Genomic DNA, 21234 nt, shown 5'->3' with positions numbered 1-21234 from the left:
AATAAAGCCTCGAGTTTGGCAGAACAAAGAACGATGCTCCATGAAAAAACCTCCGGATCAAATGTTTCCATTCGAACCGGAGGTCCTCTAATTCATTATCATTCCAACCTATTCGTACTCAAACACCGCATCCAGCGTCAGCGTTACATTTGGAGCATAACTCGGCATCTGACCGGTCTCCTGCAAGTATTGCTCGACAATCCGGTTAGCATCAACCAGGGAGGTCAGCATCCAATCCTCATAGAGCTTGCCAAATTTCTTGAGGAGCCATTCTGACGTATATTCATTGGACAATGTAAACAGGGAATAGATCTCACGCACGGTATTGGTACGCTTGCGGCCATTATCATCCGTCCAGGTAACCTTTTTATTCAAGTCTACCTTGCGGATATCTTCTGTTTTGGTAGCCAGGATGCCATTCTTGTATTGAAAATAAATCCGCAAGGATTTTTCGTATTCATGGCCTTTAAGCAGTTTCCACCCAGCCATACTCCCGCTTGCATTGACTGCAGACATTTTGCTTTTACCAGAAGTTCCTCCTGAACTGGAGTTCTGCGCCTTCTTCTGCTCGCCCTCCACAACAAATTGTGCTGATCCCAGGGCGACGGTCATTTGCTGTTTGGATGCATCCCACTTTAGCTTTGCACCCAGCGCTGCGGTTAACAGGTCCGCTGACACCAGTGTCTCCCCCTTATTCTGGATCGGAGCTCCTTTCATGTTTACGGTTTTACCGTTGATCTTCGCCTGTTTACTACCCGCCTTAACATATATCTCCGTCTCCCCTATGGTAATATCAAAGGTCTTGGAAGCTGCCTGATACTGAACCGTGCCTCCCAAAGCTTCAAATACCCGCTTCAGCGGCAAATAAGTAATACCCTTCTCCTGCTTGGCGTTCTCGAGCGGCTTGCCAAGTCCCGAAACGATCTTGACCGATTGCTTCTTGCCGGCAATATCCACCGTCAGAGTGGCTTCACCCACACCTAGGATTTTGTAGGCTCCCTTCTCTACCGCTTTGATGATGTGCGGCTTATCTACAGACAAAGCGATCATATTGCCCGGAATCTTGTGTTTCTCTCCATTACCATACTGAAATTCAACAGTTGGAGTAATGGAGCTTCCTACCTTCGGCTTACTATTCGATACTTTTAGCGTAACGCTGGTAATGCTTGGAACTGGCACATCGTATTGTTGTCCGTTATCATACTCTATCCATGTGCCATCCATTAATTGTGCGAAAAAGCTTTTGGAACCTCCAATTCCCACAATCTGTTGAACCCCGCTGATCCCGTTCAACGGGTTCATTTCGAATGTTTGAGTGAACACATCCAATTTGGCATTCCACACAGTCCCATCCTTTTTCACAATAATCAACTTCTGTTCTTTACCAAAAGAAATGTCAGCTGCATCTTGAATCAGTTTTTGTGACAGGTAGGTTGTGCTGCCATTAATGCGAAGTGTACTGAACAGTACGAGCCTTCCGTCATTATATAAAATAGCGGCATAGTCGCCGGCCACTTTAATTTTGCGAATGGAGTTCACATCCGTCACTTGACCCAGGGCCACGGGCTCCGGCGTATAGGCGCTATTGTGATACAATACTGTCCCCGACTGGGTAACACCACCGATAATACCCTTATTCTCATCAAATATGGAAATCCCCTCAAAGCCCTTTACGGCTTGCGGTTTGGAACTATCCAGGCGGTTAACGTTGCCATCAGAGGTCAGCCAGTAGCCTTGTCCAACCTGCTTTACGTTACTCTGGCCCGCCACATTCTGAAAACCGGATTCTCCCCACATGACCAGTCCACCAGCATTGTTCACACCGAATCCGTACTCGCTTGATCCCGCAATCTGTTTCAGGTCCCCACCCATAGGAAGCGGGATTTTGGTCATTGGAAGACGGGTATAAGTAACCCAAGCTGTACCATCCTCCATTAAGGGTGTGCCATCAGGCAGCAGCATCGCAATCTTAGAGCTTGCCTTGCCCGACTCGCCATAAGCAGCTCCGGCAGCTGTCGGGACTATCATACACACCGCTAACAGCAGCATTAACATTTTTTTTAACATGCATGAACCTCATCTCTCTTAGAATGTATCACTTTCAAATCTAGTAATTTTGAACCAGGAATATTATACCATTCAATAGAATGAAACCATATTAAAATTTGGCAGCGTTGCTGATGGTGGCGGTGGTAACATGGTCGCATGGCGGTCCTGGGGGCACGGTTGCGTGGCGGCGGTGGGGGCATGGTCGCATGGCGGTCCTGGGGGCACGGTTGCGTGGCGGCGGTGGGAACGTAGCCGTGAGGGGAGGGTAACGGTGGTGGTGACAAGTTGGCGGTAGTGGTGGTTGTGTGACGTGGTGGTGTGACGTGGTGGTGTGACATGGTAGCGATGTGGCAATGGTGACGTAGTGGTGGTGGTGTGACATGGTAGCGATGTGGCAATGGTGACGTAGTGGTGGTGGTGTGACATGGTAGCGATGTGGTAGTGGTGACGGTGCTGCCGCTCTTGGGGCTAACGGACAGAGGATACGTTATTTAGCTGGAAAAGTGTTGTTTTTGAGACTAACGGACATGAGATACGTTATTTGTGATATGAGTCAGCAATTTGTCTGTTTTATGAGGTAATAAGGGATCCTGAGTCCGTTAGATTCAAAAAAGGGATTAAAAGAGGCAAATAACGGATCTGGAGTCCGTTAAGATGTCGGAACAGCGGCAAGAACCAGGGTTACTCGCGTAATAGTGGTGTTGGGGACCAACCCCAGAATCTTTGTACACGGGGCTTGCAATCACCACGGCAGCAGCACCTTCAACAGCCGTGATCCGGATTTCCGCAACCGATACATCCAAAACCTGATGCAGACACCAACCGTTGGGAGGGCGCCCCATCCTTTCATCGGTCTCCACAACTAACAGCCACTCCTTCTCAGGAACGAGCAGCAACTCCCTTGCTGTACCGGTTCTGAGGGCACGGGCAATCCAAGATTGATGTGCCAAATCGCAGAAAAAACGTCCCTAAAGCCTGTCTCCAGACTTTAAGGACGCCTCCCTATACCTCACTCAGTTTATACGCTCAAACACTTTGAAACTCCTGTCTTCTTGCAGAGCTACCAACGTATCATCATTCACGATATAGATCTCCGTGCCTTCTTGAAGTTCATTCGACGATAGGTTCGTATCCGGGTATTGATCCGGCTCGAGCTGCTTCTGAATCCTACCCGCCAAGGTCAAATCTGCATCGGCAAAAACTTCCGCAGATTCGATGCCCTTTCCGATATACTCTTCATCGTTATAATTTAACACAGACGCATAACTCACTGACTGCTTGCTCCCGCAGCCCAAACACAGGATTAACAATAAACTGATGACAGGAATCCCTGCTAACTTTAGCCTGTTGCCCACAAGTCCTCCTCCTTTATAGCCTTTGCATTACCGTTTTTCTATAAAAAAGAGATTACAGCAGCTCATCCAGACGCGCCTCTAATTCTGCCCTATCATAACGAATGAATGCCCCATTCACCGTTCCAACCAGCACCTCATGCTCCGTTATGTTCAGCGCGCCATTTCTTGCATACTGCTCACGCAGGTCAACGTTGCCGGTGATCACATGCTGCAACCTTCCCAAGCTCTTGCCGGTCTCCTTGTTCAGCACCACCAGATCACTGCCAAGGCTTATAAGCAGGTAACGGTCCAATATTCCATAACTGCTGCCAACCAGATGGGATACATCTTCTTTTGCTTGCAACGAATGATCCATCTTCCAAATCACGCTGCCGGTCTTCTGATTCACAGCGGCCGGGATGCCGTTCAAGGTTAGATAGACTCTCTCGCCCTCAATAATTCCGCGGGAGGCCCTTCCCTTCAGCGTCCAGACTTCCTTCCCTTCAACGCTGTCATACAGCACGCTTTCGTAAGCGGTCGCCCCGCTGAAATACTTCCCGTTCAGCGCACGCTGCACCAGCAGATACCGCTCATCCAGCACCTCAAACCGTTCCATTTCGGAGGCTGGATAAACGCCCTCCCGCTCACCGGTCCTCGTATTGAACAGAACCCACTGGCTGCCCAGCAGCATCCATCTTGTCGTAAGGTCCGCTGGCGCTATCGGATCATAACGATATCCTCCCGTAAAATACGAATCCCGGGTCGGATCGTCCATTGTCCTTTTCCCGACGTTGTCATACCAAACGGCTTTGCCGGTTACAGGATCATACCCTTCAAGCCGCCCATTCTGTTCGATGAGTATGTACGGATCATCGCCCTGGCTTAACAGACGGTGGTCGCCAGTCAGCGTCTTTTTCCAGCGCAGCTTGCCGGTTTCCTGATCCAGCACACTCAGCAGACTCCGGGTTTCATGCAAATTAAGCGGTTCATCCAGAACAATCGCGTCTTGCACAGCCGTCATGGTCAGGCCAAATTCATTCTTCGGCTTAACCTCCCACAGCACTTTACCATCCGATAGCCGGATATGACGCACCCTAGCCTGATAATTTTTGATGACAGGATTGAAGGCCGAGAACATCGTGACATGCTCGCGATCCTTATCTATTACGGCCGTATACCAGCCAAAACCTGCATCCTCCTGCCACAGTTTCTTGCCTGTACTTCGATCGATGGCATACAGGGATGAATGATCGTGCATGCCGCTATAACCGCCGTCATCTCCCTTGAGGAGCAATACGTCCTCATTGGCCTCCAGTAGGAACGTATAATTCAGATTGCCCTGATTTCTCCAGGCGGGGTCAGCCTCTATCGTCTTCAGCGGCGGTACAGCGGCAAAATGATAGGTAAACTCGTAGTCATCACCAGCACCTCTACGCTCAAACACTCCCGTTGCAGGCATTGTCCATTCGCTAGCCACCAGCTTTCCGGCAGGTGAGAAGGTGGCTGTATAATGTACATCCCGCAGCTCATACCTCCAGGTTTCACCCAGGATCATCGGTTTACTGGAGCTCTGCTCCTGATTCCGTGAGGTCTCCCTCACCTGCGGCTCTCCGAGCAGTTTTTTCACATAAGAAGAGCTGGTTCCTTTCTTGAAAAGAAACTCCGTCAAGTTGCGCACCACATCGGTCGATAATTCAGACTCCCCATCCAGCAGTCCGTCGGGCAACGTCTGTTTGCTTGCTATATCCTTTCCTTGCACCCACATCATCGCCGGGCGATAGATCTGGTAATCATCCTTCCACTTGGCAGGAGGGATGATAACACCGTACCAGTCCTTCCACTGTGCGACGGCAACGAGTGACATTCCGGCAGCTGTTACCGGCCATCTGACCCCGCTCCCGGGAGCCAGGTATAGACTGCCGCTACTGCGCAATTGAAGCGAGAGCGGGGAAATTTCTTGGCTTAGTGCTGCTTCCTTGGTCGCATACCACGTCGGGAGCCACAAGTCTCCTCGGGAATCGGATTGGATATAGGACATTTCGTCTTTCACGGAGCTGATCCGGAGCACTTCTCCCTTGGCTCCATAATAACTTGCCTTAAGATCTGTCAGATGGCTGTTCTTGGTAAGCGCACTAGGAAAAAGGGCGGTCTTCTGCCGGATCGTGACCGTTTGACCTGCTTTAATAACGTCTGCGGCACCAGCAACGACAACACGAGCGCTCTCCTCCGTCCGCTGAGCCGGAACCCAAATGAGCGATATACTGACGGCTGTCACTATGCCGATGAACCATCGCTTTCGGATCGATACACGTGAACTCACAGGAACCATCCTCTCCAATACAAGCGTATATATGGTAAACGCTATTATAAGACAATATGTTCCATAATCCAAAGAAAAAGCTCCCTTTCGCGAAGGGAGCTTTTTCTAGTTTCTCTCGTTGTTGCGTAAATAAAGTAATCCTCTCACCGGATACGGCGTGGTATTTTCAACGGAACACGACTTGCCGGCTTTCCCTTCATCGTCGTATTTCCAATCTCTTGCCCGAGTCATATAGTAAACGGCCCTGCGGCACCTGCTCCCCCGTCATTTGCCTTGTACGATGGGTCACCCCATCCCACACTTCACCCCATAACTTCTCTATAAAAGATGCAGAAGAGGCAGGCGAATCCTTATGCATTTCTGCTGTTGATCCCTTAAGGCTTTTGCCGCTTGGAGTTAACGTCTCTCTGTAAGACATCCGGTCCCCTCCGCATCCCGATACAAACAAGACCATAACAATCAGACCCATTGCCAACCATACCATCGTAAATCCAGCGTTCTGCTTCGCATGCTGCAACAAACTCATCTTCGCTGCCTCCTTATGTACTTCCTGAAGGAAAGTATAAGGAACATATCTTATCAACCAGGCTTCCAAATCCTTAACGATTGCTTAAATTAAACTGAACAATTACATCGGGCATGCGATTACCAGCGTGAAAACTTTCTTATCTTATTTGTCAACAAAAAAAGCTCCCTTCAAAGGGAGCGCTCCGTCAAGTACCCGCCCAGCCTGTATAGCATCCGTCATATGACTTTAGGGAAACGGGTTTCGAAGGTCGTTCTCCGCTCATCGCTCCGCACCCGGATTTCGCCGCCCTGGACCTCCACAATGCTCTTCGTAATCGCCAGTCCCAAACCGGTGCCGCCCGTCAGCTTCGAACGAGAGCCTTCCACACGGTAGAAGCGGTCGAATATGAAGGGCAGATCCCGCTCGGGAATCGGATCGCCATAGTTGGTGAAGCTGATGCTCACCTGATCCCGATCGCTTCGGACGGCGATGTCGATGATTTTGCCGGATTCTCCGTACCGGATCGCATTGGATATCAGATTCTCATAGGCACGGACAAGCTGCGCGCCGTCTGCCATGATGATGAGGTCTTCCTCTGCCGTTAGGTTGCATTCCATCCCGGATTTCTCCAGAGTCGGTACCGATTCCTCGATAAGCTGCCTGATGAACCGGACCATATCGATCTTCCGGATATCCAGCGGGAGCCCATTATTAATCCGTGTATATTCAAACAGATCATCAATTAGCCTTTTCAGATTTTGGGCTTTCTCATAAGCGATATTTACGTAATATCGCAGCTCCACCTCATCCTGATATCGATCCTCCTCAATCACCTCAAGGAATCCCAGTATCGAGGTAAGCGGGGTCCGCAGGTCATGAGAAACCCCTGTAATCAGATCATTCTTGGTCTTCTCGGCGTAGCGCTCCTCCAGAATGGATTGATGCAGCTGCCTGCTCATCTGATTGATGCTCTCGGCTACCTCGCCCAGCTGACTGCCGGAATAAACCGGAATTTCGGTATCGAAATTCCCTTTGGCAATTTCACGAAGCCCGTGCGTAATTTCCTCCAGGTAAGCGTTCAACTGCTCAGTCATGTGATTAATGCTGGAAGCAACGCTGCCTAATTCATCCTGGGTTTTGAGCTCGATTTTGGAATCGAATCGTCCGGCTGTAATTTCCTGAAGTCCTGTCTGGATCTTCTGCAGGTCTGATACGAACCATTTTGTGGTCATATAATAGCTGGCAAAAAAGAGAATGATGCCCGTGAGCATCATGACTGGCTCCGAGCCAATATTATTGATGAGCCAGGCAAGCGGCGAATTGATCGCCGGTAAACTGAGGATCAGCGTGCCTAACGAATAGAGAATAATAAGCAGGGCAGCCGTAATGCCGATGCTGGTGAGCAGCATGAGCATCATCTTCAGGCGGATGCTATGGAGCTTCATTACTTTCAAGTCTGTCACCTCTGCTTAAGTTTACTCTATCTTGTACCCGATTCCCCATACGGTTTTTATATACTCCGGCTGCTGCGGATCCTTCTCGATCTTCTCACGCAGCTTGCGAATATGGACCATGACCGTATTTTTCGATTCCATGAACGGCTCATTCCACACCTCGGTATAAATCTTGTCCATGCTCAGCACCAGTCCGCGGTTAATAGCCAGCATATGCAGCAGGGCAAACTCGCGCGGTGTCAGCTTGATCTCCTCGCCCGCCACCGTGACCCGGTGTGAAGCCACGTTGACAATCAGCTCATCGATCTGGATCTCGTTCTCGTTTCGTACCGATCTGCTGTTCAGGTGTTTGTATCTGCGCAGCTGCGATTTGATTCTGGCAATCAATTCGAGCGGACTGAACGGTTTGGTCACATAATCATCCGCGCCAATGCTGAGCCCTGAGATTTTATCAATCTCCTGGCTCTTGGCGGACAGCATGATGATCGGCGTGTTGTTCTCCTCCCGGATCTTCATGCAAGCCTCTATCCCATCCATCTGCGGCATCATGACATCGAGGATGATCAAATCCACCTTCTGCGTTTTCAAAATCTCCAGCGCTTCCAGTCCATGAGAAGCCGTGAGCAGCTTATAGCCTTCATTTCTCACGTAAATCTCCATTAATTTAATAATTTCGGTTTCATCGTCTACCATTAGTATCGTAACTAAAGACATGGCTCCTCCTTGATATCAACTGACAGGAGAACGTCTACCAGACGCAGCCTGTGCAGTCGAACCGCGCGCTGCGCGGCAGTATCTATCCTGATGTTAGACAGCCGTGCCCTCGCTTCGCATACGTCCTGGCTGCTGCGAAGCGAACTATGAACCAGAGAGCGGCACGGCCGGTTGATCGGCAGGCTTGATGGATTTCTTCGATTTCGGAATATTGCCGAATATCACCCAGGAACCTGGTATATAGCGCACCGTAAGCTCGACAACGATCCATGAGCAGCCTATTGCGGCTGCAAAACCCCCGGCATACCACAGATGGGTAATGACCGAGCTCCCCGTGGCAAGCGGGAATTCACGGTAGATGAGCAGAAAGAATGGATGAATTAAATAGATTCCAAAAGAAACGGCCCCCAGTCTCTCCAGCGCAGGCGTCCAGCCACGAACCCCGATCCGATAAAATAGAATAGCAAGCTGGAGCAGCACCAGCGCCCCAAAATAGGTATGTGCATTCCACATCAACTCGTACAGCGTAGAATTATAGCTCGTTCCGTGCAGACGATTGTTGTAATACATGTAGACATGACCAAGACCCGCAGCAGCCCACATTACCCACAGCATCACCCAAGCCGTAACGCGGTATGGCGTAACATTCGCACGACTGATCACAAGCCAGGCTTTCAGTTTCGGATAATAGATGCCGATAAAAGCTCCCAGCATGAAATAGGCAATGTAGGACAACGCCCAGCTTCCCTTATTCGGTACCTGCCAATAATACTTATTCATAAGTATAAACGTCCACTGGATAACCAGTCCAATCGGTATCGCCCATTTCGCAAGCGACGGCAGTTTCTTGAATAACCACAGCGCAAGCGGAAACAGCACATAAAACTGAATGCTGATAAAGACAAAATATAGATGCGTATAGGCTTTGCCGGTCAGCAGCTTCTGGACAAAACTCTCCATCGTCTCGCCAAACGGTCTGCCTTGATAATACAGATAGTGAAGCAGCACGAAGTAGAACACCGAAAAGAGCGTGTACGGAATGATAATATATAACAGTCTTTTTTTGTAAAACCCGCCAATCAGCTCCTTCGTTGTGGGACGATCATAGTAATTGTAGAAGAGGACCAGACTGCTCAAAAATATAAACGTAGGCGTTCCGTACTTCATAAAGATATTCATGAAATTGTAGATAAAAAAATACTTGGACTCCATCATGGCGGACACCGCATACGACGTGGAGTGAACGGACAGGACGCCGAGAATGGCAAATGCGCGCACCAGCTGCAATTCGGGAAGACGCTCCCTTGGCAATACATTCGTTTTGTTCATAGATATACCCTCTCATCTGAAGTCCGTTTTTTTTCGTTTGTTAGACGAAACGGATTCATAAAGTATATAGGACAGTTCTTAACGCCATACTTCCAAATCCTTAACAATTACTTAAGATTTTGCTCCCTTCTCCTAACATAATTCTTCTTGATTGTATGGAATCCTTGGACTTACAATTAAATTATCTTTCCAATCGGGGTGAAATGGGAATATGAAAGGTGGTTCATATATATGAATTCACAGGAATACAAGCAATTTTATGATACCGTAGGAGCCTTGAACGGCTGGGACTTCAGCCAGATCAGATGTACTTCAGAAGGCGTGGAATGGGATTTCTATGATCAGGTTAGTCGATTATGCACAGCATCCGATGTTCTGCTTGATATCGGTACTGGCGGCGGAGAGAACCTGTTGTCTATCGCCTCCCACGCAGCATTGCTGGTTGGGATCGATCTTTCCCACACCATGGTTGAAACCGCCCGGCGGAAAATGCAGCGGACCTCGATTTCCAATGTACGCTTTGCACAGATGGAAGCTGGGTCGCTTTCATTCCCTTCGGAATTTTTCAATATCATCTCATGTCGGCACTCCCCTTTCCACGCATCCGAAACTGCCAGAGTCCTGATGGAGGATGGCGTATTTCTGACGCAGCAGGTTCGCGAGTGTGATAAAGCCAATCTGGTACAGGCCTTTGGAAGAGGACAATCCCTTCGTCCGGACGGTAGCCTGAAGGAACAGTATACGAAGGAACTCCAGCTTGCCGGATTTCGCAATATTCATTATGCCGAGTATGATGCAGTCGAGTACTACGAGCGCGAGGAGGACCTGATCTTTCTGCTGAAGCACACACCCATCATTCCTCGATTCGGTCAGGAGGAAGATGATTTCCGCATCCTTCAGCAGTTTATCAGCGACCATCGCACCGATCGGGGAATTCGGACGAATGCCGCGCGGTTTATGATGATAGCCCGAAGATAAGAGAAGTCGAACCACTATCTTTTATCCTCCGGATATCCATACCCCATATCAGCCTGCCATTAAACACAAAGAGCGCACAAGGGACAAGGCCCTTGGCGCTCTTTGTTTTGAAGGAGAGATTCCCTATTATCTCAGCATGATTGAACCGCCATCTACCATCAGTGTTTGACCCGTCATGTAGTCGGAATCGGTGCTTGCCAAAAATACGGCCACGCGTCCGATATCCTGCTCGGGATCCCCCATTTTTTTCAGCGGAATTTTATCGACCATACCCTGGTATTCTTCCGGGAATGCCTTGCTCCACTGCTCAACGCCCGGCGTCAGTGCAATGGGACTGATCAGATTGACGTTGATGCCGTCGGCTCCCCATTCGTTGGCGGCCACGCGGGACAGCCCACGAATGGCTTCTTTTGCTGCGGCATAGGAGGCTTGGTTCACCATGCCCGACAGACCGGCACCGGATGCAAAATTAATCACTTTGCCCCGGGTTGCCTTCAGATGAGGATAACACGTCTGCATAAAATAAAACGTCGGATAAAAACCGGTATCAAACGACAACGCCATCACGTCATCGGTTGTATCCACGATGGGTACCTGCTTGGATACATGTGCATTGTTAACGAGAACGTCGAGTTTGCCGTAAGTTTTCACAACATCATCGACAATACTCTGAATCGAGGATTTATGGGTAATATCACCGTTGATAAACATCGAATCACTGAACTCTTTCAGTCTTTTCTCCGTTTCACGCCCTTTCTCCTCATTCACGTCCACAATTACAACCTTAGCGCCTTCCTTAGCCATGGCAAGAGCCATGCCGCTGCCGATGCCTCCGGCACCACCTGTAATTATAGCTACTTTATCCTTGAGTCTCATGCTGTATGCGCCTTCTTTCATCAAAATGATAGCCTCGCTATCAAAGATAGAGCATTTCGTGGAGAATTTCAAATTGCACCTATATTATCCCGCTGAAATATGGAAGCATATTTCTTATGCATCAAAAAAAAGCAAGCCTCTCACCAGGAGAAGCTTGCTGTCCATATTGGGATATGGTCATCACACATCAGTGAATCTTGTCGCTATTAACCGTTGACCAGCAGCTCTTTCAACTGCTTGATCTGTTTACGCTCTCCCGCAAGCACCAATGTCGATCCCGCTGTCAGGATATCGTCCGGACCCGGATTGATTCTCTGCTCTTTCTTGTTCACAATCGCTAATACATTAGCACCTGTACGTTGACGAACCTGAAGCTCCGCAATGGATTGTCCCACGCATTGGTAATGCGGCTCAATTCGTGCCCATTCGATGATCAGATCCTCGAGTGTCACCTCAATGGTCTCCAATGCTTTCGGTTTATACGTCATGCCTCCAATAATTCCGGCGATTTGTCTAGCCTCGTCATCTTCTAATGTAATCTGGGAGATGCTCTCCTCAGGATTGTCATCTTCAAAGTGGTACAGCTCTCTTCGACCGTCGTCATGTATAACAACAACCAGCTTATCCCCTGATCTCGCCTGAATAAGGAACTTCTTCCCGATACCCGGCAGATCAGATTCGCGAATAATACTCATGTGTAAATCCTCCGTTCTGGGTTAATTCAATCTCTAGATTATATAGATTAGTTGGGAGAAAGTAAATCATCTCGGTCGTCCTTATGCTTTCCTTTTTTTCACTTTCTCCACAGGATCGGTCCATTTGAATAATTGATTCATTCCACGGTACACGCGTTTTGATTCTTTCGCTAGAAGAGGCCCAAGAATCGCGAGAATCAGAACATAGAGCGCAGAGAATGGTTTCAGCATTGCGGACAGTCCGCCCGCGAGTCCCAGATTGGCAACGATAATCGTAAACTCGCCCCGTGCCATAATAGTCAACCCGATGTTAAGCGACGACTTATGCGACAGTCCAGCCTTGCGTCCCGCGATCATACCAGCAACGAGGTTGCCGATAATGGTCAGCACCACGGCGCCAAGTGCCAGCCATAACGCATTTCCCAGGGTGGTCGGATCGATACCAAGACCAAAACTGAAGAAGAATATTGCCCCAAAAAAATCACGGAAAGGAATAACCAGCTGCTCAATCCGCTCGCTATGCTCCGTCTCGGATAGAGCTAGTCCAAACAACAGCGCACCGATCGCTTCGGCTACGTGCAGGGTCTCTGAGAACCCGGCAATAAAGAACATCGTTGAGAAAACAACAATAATGAAAATCTCGCTGGACGTAATATTCAGCAATTTGTTAAGTATAGGCGGGCCTTTTCTCGCAATGACAAAGAACAACAGCATGTAGCCAATGGAAATACAAACCGAGATGATCGTTGCTCCTACCGATGTCGCCCCGCCTAACAGCAGTCCAGACATGATCGACAAGAACACGGCAAGGAAAATATCATCGAACAAAATCATACCGAGAATAAGCTCCGTCTCCGCATTACCGGTGCGTCGCAGATCTACCAGTACCTTAGCCACAATCGCACTGGAAGAAACAGACAACATTCCTGCGATGATCAACGTCTCATACAGTGGCATATTGATCAGGAATCCGTAAGCAAGACCCAGTACAAAGTTCAATACTACATATACGGTTCCGCCTACCACAATGTTTCGTCCAGATTTGATCAATTTTTGAACGGAGAATTCAAGGCCGAGATAAAATAGCAAGAATAGGATACCCATCTGCCCCAGAAAATCAATGATTCCCTGGCTCTCGATAAACTTAAAATCCAGAATACCTATCGTTGGTGCATGTGGCCCTACAAGCATCCCCAGCACAATCAAGAATGGTATAATTGAGAACTTGAGTTTTCCGGCAATCGCAGAGGCTATAGCAACCAGAATCAGAGCAGTTCCAACCTCAAACATCATATGATCCATAGAAGACCTCCTCCTCCTCCTCAAATTTTATTACTGGCAATCATTTCTATTATACATAAAAATGCATACATTTACAAAAATGCATCCATATTCTTTGGTTGACTCCGATTTAGATCATTATGTTCGAGCTCGTAATAAATCTCATTATTTGATTAGTTATTTCATTGTTTCCATTAAATATAAATTCTATCCGAAGATCACAAACAATCCTGCAATAATGAATAAATATACATTATTATGCATGATATAACAGGTAAAAAAATCCATGTATCTACACTTAGCCACGCATCTCTACAACCGATATCCTTTTCGAACAGAAAAAAAAGAGCCTCATGGCTAGTGCCACGGGGCTTCTGTCATTTTCGTATTTATTTAAACCAGCCTTTTTCCTTAAAGCGGGTAATCGCCTCAATCCGGTTGCTGACGCCAAGCTTATCCAGAATAACGGAAATATAATTACGAACCGTCCCTGTTGTAATGAATAGCTGGGTGGCGATTTCTTTGGTGTTCTTGCCGTCTGCAATGAGACTGAGAACTTCCTTTTCCCGTTCCGTCAGCGGATTCTCTTCACCGGAATAGGCTTCGTCCACCAGCTCCGAGGCATATATCCGTCTGCCTGCCATAATGCTGCGAATGGATGCAGCCAATTCCTCGCTCGGGCTGTCTTTAAGCAGATACGCGTTAGCACCTGCCTTCACGGCACGCTCGAAATACCCGGGCCGGGCAAAGGTAGTCAAGATCATAACCTTACAGCCATAACCCTTCAACTCTTCGGCCGCCTCAAGCCCGTTCATCATGGGCATCTCAATGTCCATGATACAGATGTCCGGTCTATGAAGTTTGACGAGCTTTACGGCATCCTTCCCATTGCCCGCCGTTCCAACCACCTGCATATCTTCCTCCAGATCAAGCAGTGAGGCCAGAGCTCCAAGCAGCAGCCGCTGATCTTCGGCAATGACAATTCTGATCATATTCCCGCCTCCTTATCCGGCAGTCTGAGCACAGTAGGTACTCGAAGGACAAGCGTTGTACCCTCGCCAGAAGTGAACTCCATGCTTCCATTCACGAACTCAAGCCGCTCTCTCATGCCTCGCAGCCCATTACCGCGATTCTTCGTATCCGTCACAAATCCCGTTCCATTATCCTTCACCCTCGCAACCAGATCGCTTTCGGTGGATTCAATCGCAATGGAGCAGGTCGTTGCATTGCTATGTTTGACTATATTATTCACGGCCTCTTTCAGGCACATGCTGATTACATTCTCATTCATTAACGAAAGATTATCCGGCTCCAGCGTTCCCTCAAAGGTCAGCTCGATCTGAGCCGCCTTTAATATTTGCCGAATGCGGAAGAACTCATCCGTAAGCCGGGTGCCCCGCATCCGCGTCACCATCTCGCGCACTTCTTTCAGTGCGGTTCTGGCCGTCTGGCGAACATCGTCGATCTCGGCTTGGGCTCTTGCCGTATCTTGTGTCATCAATTTGCCGGCCAAATCACTTTTAAGACCGATGAGAGACAGCTTTTGTCCCAGTGTATCATGCAAATCGCGGGCAATCCGCTGGCGCTCCTCCAGCTTGACGAGTTCAGAGATCCGTTTGTTCGCATCCTCCAATTGGCCCTGGAGTTGATCATTCTTATTTCGGTTATAGTTGGTCACGGGAAGCAGAATCACGCCTACCACACTGACCAGAACAAACGGCAGCTGTGTTATAAAGAACGGATTCCGCGTTAACAATCCATAATTGACCGTAATGACTGTCGTTATCAGATGAACGGTATACAGCGTGAAAAAACCGGCCTTATTCCTGATATTCCCGATAAAAAATGCGAGAAACAACGAGAAATAGATGTAACTGAAAACCACAGACATCGTGATTGATATCAGAATCTGCAGACTCGTCCAGAAATATACAACCCAGCCTTTCGACAGAAAGGACAAAACATAGAAGGCAAAAAACATCACAATCATCAGAATACCGATGACAATCTGATAGGTAGACGTCGACCGGAAGATGAAATAAAACGGAAGGATGTAGAAGACAACCCATACATACGGGCTTAACCCCGTGCTTTTATGAAATATCTGATACCATTTCTGCATGGGGTCCCACCTTCCGTCGGTTCAAGCTGATGAATTACTCGCCCTGCACTCTGGGTCTCGGGCTTGCCAGGTTCTTTTCGGCTTTCTCCAATACTGATTCTTTTGACGTACGCAGCGATCGCCGTGCATCCTTAAATGTTACGAACAGTTTTTTCTCTTCGTCCCATAAACGGAAGCGAATGGACTTCAAGCTGGTTTTCAGCGTAATCGTTGTTGCTTTTTGAAGAGGAGGTGCTGCTTCATGCGCCTTCTCAAGGTTATAGTTAGGAACCTTCGGACTAAGATGATGAACATGATGGAAGCCGATGTTGCCCGTGATCCACTGCAGAACCTTCGGCAGTTTGTAATAAGAGCTGCCTTCAACGGCTGCGTTGATATAACTCCATTCTTCATCATGCTCATAGTACGTCTCCTCGAATTGGTGCTGTACATAGAACAGCCATATCCCCAGCATTCCCGATACCATGAATATCGGAGCTTGAACGAGCAGGAATGCCTGCCATCCAATCGCCCAGCATAGCACTGCATACAAAGCCACAATCGAAATATTCGTTATATAGTTGCTGATCTTCTCCTTACGTCTCGCACCTTTACGGTTAAAACGATAGGAAACCAGAAAAATAGCGATGGGACCAAGGCCAAACATGACGATCGGGTTACGGTAAACCCGGTAGTACAGACGCTGCCAAAAGGATGCCGCTCCATACTCTTCAACGGTTAATACCCACATATCGCCGATTCCCCGCTTATCGAGGTTGCTGCTCGTAGCATGATGAATGGCATGCGTGTTTTTCCACTGCTCATAAGGACACAGCGTAATAACGCCCGTAATCGTGCCAAGGATTCTGTTCGCCCGGCGATTCTTGAAGAAAGACCCGTGAGTGCAGTCATGGAATATGATAAACGTCCGAACAACAAACCCCGAAGCAATAACGGCTATGGGAATGGTAAGCCAGTAAGATACAGATAAGCTTAGATAGGCGGCATACCATAGCAGTATTAAGGGAACCAGTGTATTAAGAAGCTGACCTATACTCGCCTTTGTGTCAATTTCCTCATAAGGGGCAACGTTCTTTTTCAAGCTGGACAGTTTGTTATCGGGCTTAGCCATAGTTGTCTTCCTCCTCGTAATGAAGCGCAAGGACGTTATGATCTCATTACGCACTTGTCTAACCTAATTATAAATAGTTTGTCATGTGCGTCGTAGTCATAAACGTCATTTCGGGAGTATGACAAATATCATATACCTGCCCGGGAGTCCGCCGGGAACCTCAAGCCGATCTGGCTTCTGGCTTCCTGCATGATTTCAGCGGTAATAAGAGAGTTGGCATGCGTATTAGTTGCACTTTCCCGTTCACCGCATTTTAATAAATCAATGAATTCCTGAGCTTCATAATACATGGATTCATGAGTTTGCAGTTGGGTTACGTTCTCAATCGTGCCGTCTCTATAGTGGATCTTCACATCATACGGCTGATTGATCTTATCGATGATCATTGTTCCATTCTCGCCCTGGATCTCGGCAGGAGCATAGGAATCACTGATCTTGGAATGCATGATGACGGCTTCCATTTCCGGATATGATAACAACAGACTCCCCTCCCCATCAACCCCGGTGGATAACATATAGCCTGAAGCTTTCACGGAGTCCGGTTTACCGAACAGGGTAACCAGAGGGTACAGGCAATAGATGCCCAGATCCATCAGTGAGCCGTTGGAATACTCGGGATTGAATGCATTGAGAACCGTGCCCTGCTTATAAGCATCATAACGGGAGGAATATTGGCAGTAACTTGCGAAGTAACGCCGAATGGGGCCCAGCTTGTACAGGTTGTCCCTTACGATTTTGAAGTTCGGCATTAATGTCGACTTCAAGGCTTCCATAAGCAGCACGTTATTGTTCTTGGCAGCTTCAATCATCGCAGACACTTCAACCGCATTGGAGGCCATCGGCTTCTCACAGAGGACATGCTTCCCATGGTTCATGCATTGTACAGCCTGCTCTGCGTGATAGGCATTCGGACTCGCAATGTACACAGCGTCAATCTCATCATCCTGCAGCATCGTCTCGAGACAAGTGTATACTTTTGGATCTGCATACTTTGCCGCGAATACCTTGCCCTTCTCTTCCGCTCGAGAATACACGGCGGCAAGAATAAACTCCTCGGTCTCCAGAGCCGCTTGAATAAACCGCTCGGTAATCCAGTTTGTGCCGATGATGGCAAAACGGATGGTCATCCTTAATCCCTTCCCCTCTTATCTTCATAATTGATTTCGTTTCTCGTTTACACCCATCCTTCAAATGCAGCAATCTTCTCTCGTGCCGAATCCGGAATCGGCGTGCTCTTGCCTGTCGCCGTATCAATGAGCACAATGGTTCCGCGTCCGGCAGCCTTTAAGGCACCGTCCACCACAATCGCATACTGCACATCCATCGAGGAACGCCCGATCTCTGACACCCGGACATGAAGCTTGAGCGGGTCCTTCAAATACAGCTGTGCCAGATACTGACACTCCAGATCCGCAACAACCGATACGGTCTTGTCACTGAATAAATCCTCGGTTAATCCCAAATTCTCGAAATACTCAATGCGTCCCTGTTCAAAATACATGAAATAACTGACGTTATTCACATGACCCAGCATGTCGGTCTCGCAGTACCTTATCTTTATCGGAATTTCAAAGTGGAAAGTGTCCAGCCAAGTCTGAGGATCCGGTTGGATAAAGGTTGTTTTTTTCATGATGAGTCCCCTTTCTCTTTATAAGAGGCGAATGTATGTACAATTTAAAATCAGCCTTCTACAAGGATAATGAAAAAAAGTTACGTACGTCAACTAAATAGCCAAATCACGGATAACATACCGGATTTATAGGAAAAAGACCATCCACTCTGGCAGCAGGATCACTGGAGGGAAGGTCTTTAGAAAGTATACATGTGTATGTGATGTAAGTGAAGCCTCAACCTTGCTGTTCCAGCTTCCAAGCGCGGCGGTTGCCTACAATGGCTGTATCAATGCCTCTTCTTATAGTAAGTCAAGGCAAGCGCCAACGCCAAAACGGAGCCCTTCACGATATCCATTGCATAATAAGGAACGGACAGCATGATCAGGCCATTTTGCAAAATACCGATCAGCACCGCGCCCACAAAGGTCCCCAGTGCATTCGGTTTGCCCGCTCCAAACACCGAGTATCCAATGAAGGTCGCAGCGACTGCATCCATCAGATAAGGTCCGCCGGAATTGACCTCGGCTGTCATCACTCGGGCACCGAGTATAATCCCGCCGATCGCAGCGAACAGGGCCGAAACCAGGTACGCAGCCAGACGATATTTACTCACTGGAATTCCGGATAAAGCCGCCGCTTCGCGGTTGCCGCCGATCATGTACATATACCGCCCATGTTTGGTATAGGTCAGGAATAGATGAACCACGATGACAACCAGCACCATAATAACAATGATCCAGGGAACTTGCCCGATCTTCTCGAACACCGCCGGAATTTTGCCGGTAGCAAAGTCCCCGCTGGGCAGAATCATATTCTGGGAGATCGTAGCGCCGCGGGTATACGTAAGAGCAACCCCTTGGAATATAAACATCGTCGCTAAGGTCATCAGCATATCATCGATCTTGAAGTTGATGACCAGGAAGGCATTGATCAGCCCTACAGCGAGACAGAACAGCAGTGTCAGGCCAATGCCGATGCCTATATTTTGCCCATGCCAGACGAACATGGATATGACCAGTGCATTCGCCAGGGAGGCCGTCGAGCCGACGGACAAGTCGAAGCCGCCTACGGCCAGCGAAACCGTCAAGCCCACGGCAATAATCGTAACAATCGAAATCGAACGGAGAATGTTAATGATATTGCTCGTATTCAAAAAGTTGTCGGCCACCGTGCCGAAGACGAGAATAAGCACAAATACCGTAATCAGTGTGCCGTATTTATATAGAAAATCAAATGCGAAGCTAGCCGCCGGCTTCTCCTTAACAGGTCTTGCTGTATTCATGTCAACCCGCCTCCTGTGCAATAAAGCAATATTTCCTCTTCATGGGATGACCGCGTCGTCAGCTCTTTGGTGATACTGCCGTCATACATCACATACACCCGATCAGTGATGCCAACGATTTCGGACAGCTCGCTTGAGGCGTACAGCACGCATTTCCCCCGCTTGGCAAGCTCGGCCACGAGATTGAATATATCCCGCTTCGCGCCAACGTCGACCCCCTTGGTCGGCTCATCAAAAATATACACATCCGCATCGACCAGCAGCCACTTGCCAATCGCCACCTTCTGCTGGTTGCCCCCGGACAGATTTCTCACCCGCGCCTTCTCGCTCGGGGTCTTGATCCCGAGACGCTCAATCATCTCTCGCGCCGCTTGCTTCTCCTTGCCAAAGCTCAGCCATGACCCCCATTTGGAAAAATGGGACAGCACCGCGGCCGTTAAATTAACGGACACCGGCTCTTCAACGAACACGCCCTCGCGGCGGCGCTCCTCGGGCACCAGGGCAATGCCATACCGCACAGCGTCATGCGGCGAGCGGATGCGAAGCTTGCTGCCGCCCAGCCTGATCTCGCCGGTCGAAGTATCGGATGCTCCGAATATTGCCCGGCACAGCTCCGTTTTCCCGGCGCCCACCAGTCCCGCCAGACCGACAATTTCCCCTTGGCGGATATGGAGATTCACGCCGTTAATTTTGCCGCTGTCCAGCATGTTGTTCACCTCAAACCAGGTGGGACCGATTTCTCGCTCGATGCGGGGGAATTGCTGGTCCATCTTGGCACCCAGCATGTATTCCACCACCTTCGGCTGGTCGATATTCGCGATGCGATCGCTTTTCACCAGCTGGCCATCCCGCATAATGGTAATCTCGTCGCAGATTTCATAAAGCTCCGGCAGCCGGTGTGATATGAAAATAATGCTGACTCCATCCTCCTTCAGCTTGCGCACCAGCTTGAATAGCTGCTCGGTTTCGCTGTGGCTGAGCGGAGCTGTCGGCTCGTCGAGCACCAGAATCCGGCACTGCTTGGAGACGGCTCTTGCGATCAGGACCATCTGCTTCTCGGCCAGCGTCAGCTCCGAAATCAGCTTTTTGCCGGAGACCCGTATATTCATGCGCGCCAGGATGGATTCGGCTTCCTGATAGAGTTCCTTCCAGCGGATCAGGTGCCTTCTTCCCATATCATGAACCGTCCGGTCCAGCATGATGTTCTCCCCGACGGTCAGGTTCGGAATGAGTGCCGTATCCACCTCTTGATACACGATCTGAATGCCGAGATCCTTCGCTTCCTTCGGCGAACGAATGTGTACCTCGCGTCCATCCAGCCAGATTTCTCCCTCGTAGTGGTTGTACGCTCCCGATAGGATCTTCATCAGAGTCGATTTCCCCGCTCCATTCGCACCGATCAACGCATGGGCAGTCCCTGCGGTCGTCTGAAAGTCAACATCGGTCAACGCCTTAACGCCTGGAAAAGAAATCGAGATGTGCTTCATTTGAAGTAAGGGGGCCTCAGTCGACAGAGTGGTCGAAGTGACGGCTGTTGTCTCCATAACGCTTCGCAAGTGTATTCTTCC

19 protein-coding genes are annotated in these 21234 nt (G+C 48.9%); 1 reads left to right on the top strand and 18 read right to left on the bottom strand.

Features of this window, described 5'->3' with window-relative positions; genetic code table 11:
• Positions 1–108 precede the first annotated feature (108 nt).
• From PGL02S_RS12370 to PGL02S_RS12335, 8 genes are all read right to left on the bottom strand, one after another.
• On the bottom strand, positions 109–2067 hold the full coding sequence (locus tag PGL02S_RS12370; protein WP_036641106.1) for a copper amine oxidase N-terminal domain-containing protein: 1959 nt from the start codon (positions 2065–2067) through the stop codon (positions 109–111).
• Between the two features lie 599 nt (positions 2068–2666).
• Positions 2667–2999 carry a hypothetical protein gene (locus tag PGL02S_RS12365; RefSeq protein ID WP_127502868.1) on the bottom strand — a complete coding sequence of 111 codons (333 nt, stop codon included), beginning with the start codon at positions 2997–2999 and terminating at the stop codon, positions 2667–2669.
• Positions 3000–3062: 63 nt separating this feature from the next.
• Positions 3063–3404, bottom strand: coding sequence for a hypothetical protein (locus PGL02S_RS12360; protein WP_006208531.1), 342 nt, complete (start codon positions 3402–3404; stop codon positions 3063–3065).
• A 52-nt stretch (positions 3405–3456) separates the two neighbouring features.
• The gene (locus PGL02S_RS12355) at positions 3457–5712 is read right to left on the bottom strand and encodes an outer membrane protein assembly factor BamB family protein (RefSeq protein WP_152826982.1); all 2256 of its coding nucleotides are present in this window, start codon (positions 5710–5712) and stop codon (positions 3457–3459) included.
• Positions 5713–5899: 187 nt separating this feature from the next.
• Positions 5900–6229: a hypothetical protein gene (locus PGL02S_RS12350; protein ID WP_036641094.1), complete on the bottom strand. Its 330-nt coding sequence runs from the start codon at positions 6227–6229 to the stop codon at positions 5900–5902.
• A gap of 218 nt (positions 6230–6447) precedes the next feature.
• The gene (locus PGL02S_RS12345; protein WP_376167442.1) at positions 6448–7656 is read right to left on the bottom strand and encodes a sensor histidine kinase; all 1209 of its coding nucleotides are present in this window, start codon (positions 7654–7656) and stop codon (positions 6448–6450) included.
• A 30-nt stretch (positions 7657–7686) separates the two neighbouring features.
• Entirely contained in the window at positions 7687–8379 is a 693-nt protein-coding gene (locus tag PGL02S_RS12340) for a response regulator transcription factor (RefSeq protein ID WP_036641092.1), read from the bottom strand.
• 144 nt (positions 8380–8523) lie between these two features.
• The gene (locus PGL02S_RS12335; protein ID WP_036641091.1) at positions 8524–9708 is read right to left on the bottom strand and encodes an acyltransferase; all 1185 of its coding nucleotides are present in this window, start codon (positions 9706–9708) and stop codon (positions 8524–8526) included.
• 231 nt (positions 9709–9939) lie between these two features.
• Here PGL02S_RS12335 and PGL02S_RS12330 point away from each other — a divergent pair, with 231 nt between their 5' ends.
• Complete coding sequence (locus PGL02S_RS12330; RefSeq protein WP_036641090.1) at positions 9940–10686, top strand: class I SAM-dependent methyltransferase; 747 nt, start codon at positions 9940–9942, stop codon at positions 10684–10686.
• A 126-nt stretch (positions 10687–10812) separates the two neighbouring features.
• Here PGL02S_RS12330 and PGL02S_RS12325 read toward each other — a convergent pair whose 3' ends face one another.
• The 10 genes from PGL02S_RS12325 to PGL02S_RS12280 all read right to left on the bottom strand — a co-directional run bounded on the left by PGL02S_RS12325 (position 10813) and on the right by PGL02S_RS12280 (position 21210).
• Positions 10813–11562, bottom strand: a complete 750-nt coding sequence (locus PGL02S_RS12325) for an SDR family NAD(P)-dependent oxidoreductase (RefSeq protein ID WP_036641088.1) — start codon at positions 11560–11562, stop codon at positions 10813–10815.
• Positions 11563–11768: 206 nt separating this feature from the next.
• Positions 11769–12257 carry a cation:proton antiporter regulatory subunit gene (locus PGL02S_RS12320; RefSeq protein WP_036641086.1) on the bottom strand — a complete coding sequence of 163 codons (489 nt, stop codon included), beginning with the start codon at positions 12255–12257 and terminating at the stop codon, positions 11769–11771.
• Positions 12258–12338: 81 nt separating this feature from the next.
• Positions 12339–13559 carry a cation:proton antiporter gene (locus tag PGL02S_RS12315; protein WP_036641084.1) on the bottom strand — a complete coding sequence of 407 codons (1221 nt, stop codon included), beginning with the start codon at positions 13557–13559 and terminating at the stop codon, positions 12339–12341.
• A 368-nt stretch (positions 13560–13927) separates the two neighbouring features.
• Positions 13928–14530 carry a response regulator transcription factor gene (locus PGL02S_RS12310; protein ID WP_006208520.1) on the bottom strand — a complete coding sequence of 201 codons (603 nt, stop codon included), beginning with the start codon at positions 14528–14530 and terminating at the stop codon, positions 13928–13930.
• Entirely contained in the window at positions 14527–15660 is a 1134-nt protein-coding gene (locus tag PGL02S_RS12305) for a sensor histidine kinase (RefSeq protein WP_036641083.1), read from the bottom strand. The genes PGL02S_RS12310 and PGL02S_RS12305 overlap by 4 nt, the downstream gene beginning before the upstream one ends.
• Before the next feature lie 34 nt (positions 15661–15694).
• Positions 15695–16771, bottom strand: a complete 1077-nt coding sequence (desA, locus tag PGL02S_RS12300) for a Delta(5) desaturase DesA (RefSeq protein WP_006208518.1) — start codon at positions 16769–16771, stop codon at positions 15695–15697.
• Positions 16772–16899: 128 nt separating this feature from the next.
• Positions 16900–17898 carry a Gfo/Idh/MocA family protein gene (locus PGL02S_RS12295; protein WP_036641081.1) on the bottom strand — a complete coding sequence of 333 codons (999 nt, stop codon included), beginning with the start codon at positions 17896–17898 and terminating at the stop codon, positions 16900–16902.
• Positions 17899–17945: 47 nt separating this feature from the next.
• The gene (locus tag PGL02S_RS12290) at positions 17946–18401 is read right to left on the bottom strand and encodes an acyl-CoA thioesterase (protein WP_036641080.1); all 456 of its coding nucleotides are present in this window, start codon (positions 18399–18401) and stop codon (positions 17946–17948) included.
• 269 nt (positions 18402–18670) lie between these two features.
• A complete protein-coding gene (locus PGL02S_RS12285) occupies positions 18671–19666 on the bottom strand; it encodes an ABC transporter permease (RefSeq protein ID WP_006208514.1) in 996 nt (331 codons plus the stop codon).
• Positions 19663–21210, bottom strand: coding sequence for a sugar ABC transporter ATP-binding protein (locus PGL02S_RS12280; protein WP_051449230.1), 1548 nt, complete (start codon positions 21208–21210; stop codon positions 19663–19665). Before PGL02S_RS12280 ends, PGL02S_RS12285 begins: the two co-directional genes overlap by 4 nt.
• Between the last annotated feature and the right edge of the window lie 24 nt (positions 21211–21234).

The sequence above is a fragment of the Paenibacillus glucanolyticus NBRC 15330 genome (assembly GCF_004000885.1).
GTDB lineage: Bacteria > Bacillota > Bacilli > Paenibacillales > Paenibacillaceae > Paenibacillus_AQ > Paenibacillus_AQ glucanolyticus.
Note: the sequence above shows the minus strand (reverse complement) of the source record. Positions and strands in the feature narration are given on the sequence as shown.

Bases quoted from the DNA above. Each gene is read 5' to 3' on its own strand.
- PGL02S_RS12370 (WP_036641106.1), bottom strand. From the start codon at position 2,067: ATGTTAAAAAAAATGTTAATGCTGCTGTTAGCGGTGTGTATGATAGTC.
- PGL02S_RS12355 (WP_152826982.1), bottom strand. From the start codon at position 5,712: ATGGTTCCTGTGAGTTCACGTGTATCGATCCGAAAGCGATGGTTCATC.
- PGL02S_RS12350 (WP_036641094.1), bottom strand. From the start codon at position 6,229: ATGAGTTTGTTGCAGCATGCGAAGCAGAACGCTGGATTTACGATGGTA.
- PGL02S_RS12345 (WP_376167442.1), bottom strand. From the start codon at position 7,656: ATGAAGCTCCATAGCATCCGCCTGAAGATGATGCTCATGCTGCTCACC.
- PGL02S_RS12340 (WP_036641092.1), bottom strand. From the start codon at position 8,379: ATGTCTTTAGTTACGATACTAATGGTAGACGATGAAACCGAAATTATT.
- PGL02S_RS12335 (WP_036641091.1), bottom strand. From the start codon at position 9,708: ATGAACAAAACGAATGTATTGCCAAGGGAGCGTCTTCCCGAATTGCAG.
- PGL02S_RS12330 (WP_036641090.1), top strand. From the start codon at position 9,940: ATGAATTCACAGGAATACAAGCAATTTTATGATACCGTAGGAGCCTTG.
- PGL02S_RS12325 (WP_036641088.1), bottom strand. From the start codon at position 11,562: ATGAGACTCAAGGATAAAGTAGCTATAATTACAGGTGGTGCCGGAGGC.
- PGL02S_RS12320 (WP_036641086.1), bottom strand. From the start codon at position 12,257: ATGAGTATTATTCGCGAATCTGATCTGCCGGGTATCGGGAAGAAGTTC.
- PGL02S_RS12315 (WP_036641084.1), bottom strand. From the start codon at position 13,559: ATGGATCATATGATGTTTGAGGTTGGAACTGCTCTGATTCTGGTTGCT.
- PGL02S_RS12310 (WP_006208520.1), bottom strand. From the start codon at position 14,530: ATGATCAGAATTGTCATTGCCGAAGATCAGCGGCTGCTGCTTGGAGCT.
- PGL02S_RS12305 (WP_036641083.1), bottom strand. From the start codon at position 15,660: ATGCAGAAATGGTATCAGATATTTCATAAAAGCACGGGGTTAAGCCCG.
- desA (WP_006208518.1), bottom strand. From the start codon at position 16,771: ATGGCTAAGCCCGATAACAAACTGTCCAGCTTGAAAAAGAACGTTGCC.
- PGL02S_RS12295 (WP_036641081.1), bottom strand. From the start codon at position 17,898: ATGACCATCCGTTTTGCCATCATCGGCACAAACTGGATTACCGAGCGG.
- PGL02S_RS12290 (WP_036641080.1), bottom strand. From the start codon at position 18,401: ATGAAAAAAACAACCTTTATCCAACCGGATCCTCAGACTTGGCTGGAC.
- PGL02S_RS12285 (WP_006208514.1), bottom strand. From the start codon at position 19,666: ATGAATACAGCAAGACCTGTTAAGGAGAAGCCGGCGGCTAGCTTCGCA.
- PGL02S_RS12280 (WP_051449230.1), bottom strand. From the start codon at position 21,210: ATGGAGACAACAGCCGTCACTTCGACCACTCTGTCGACTGAGGCCCCC.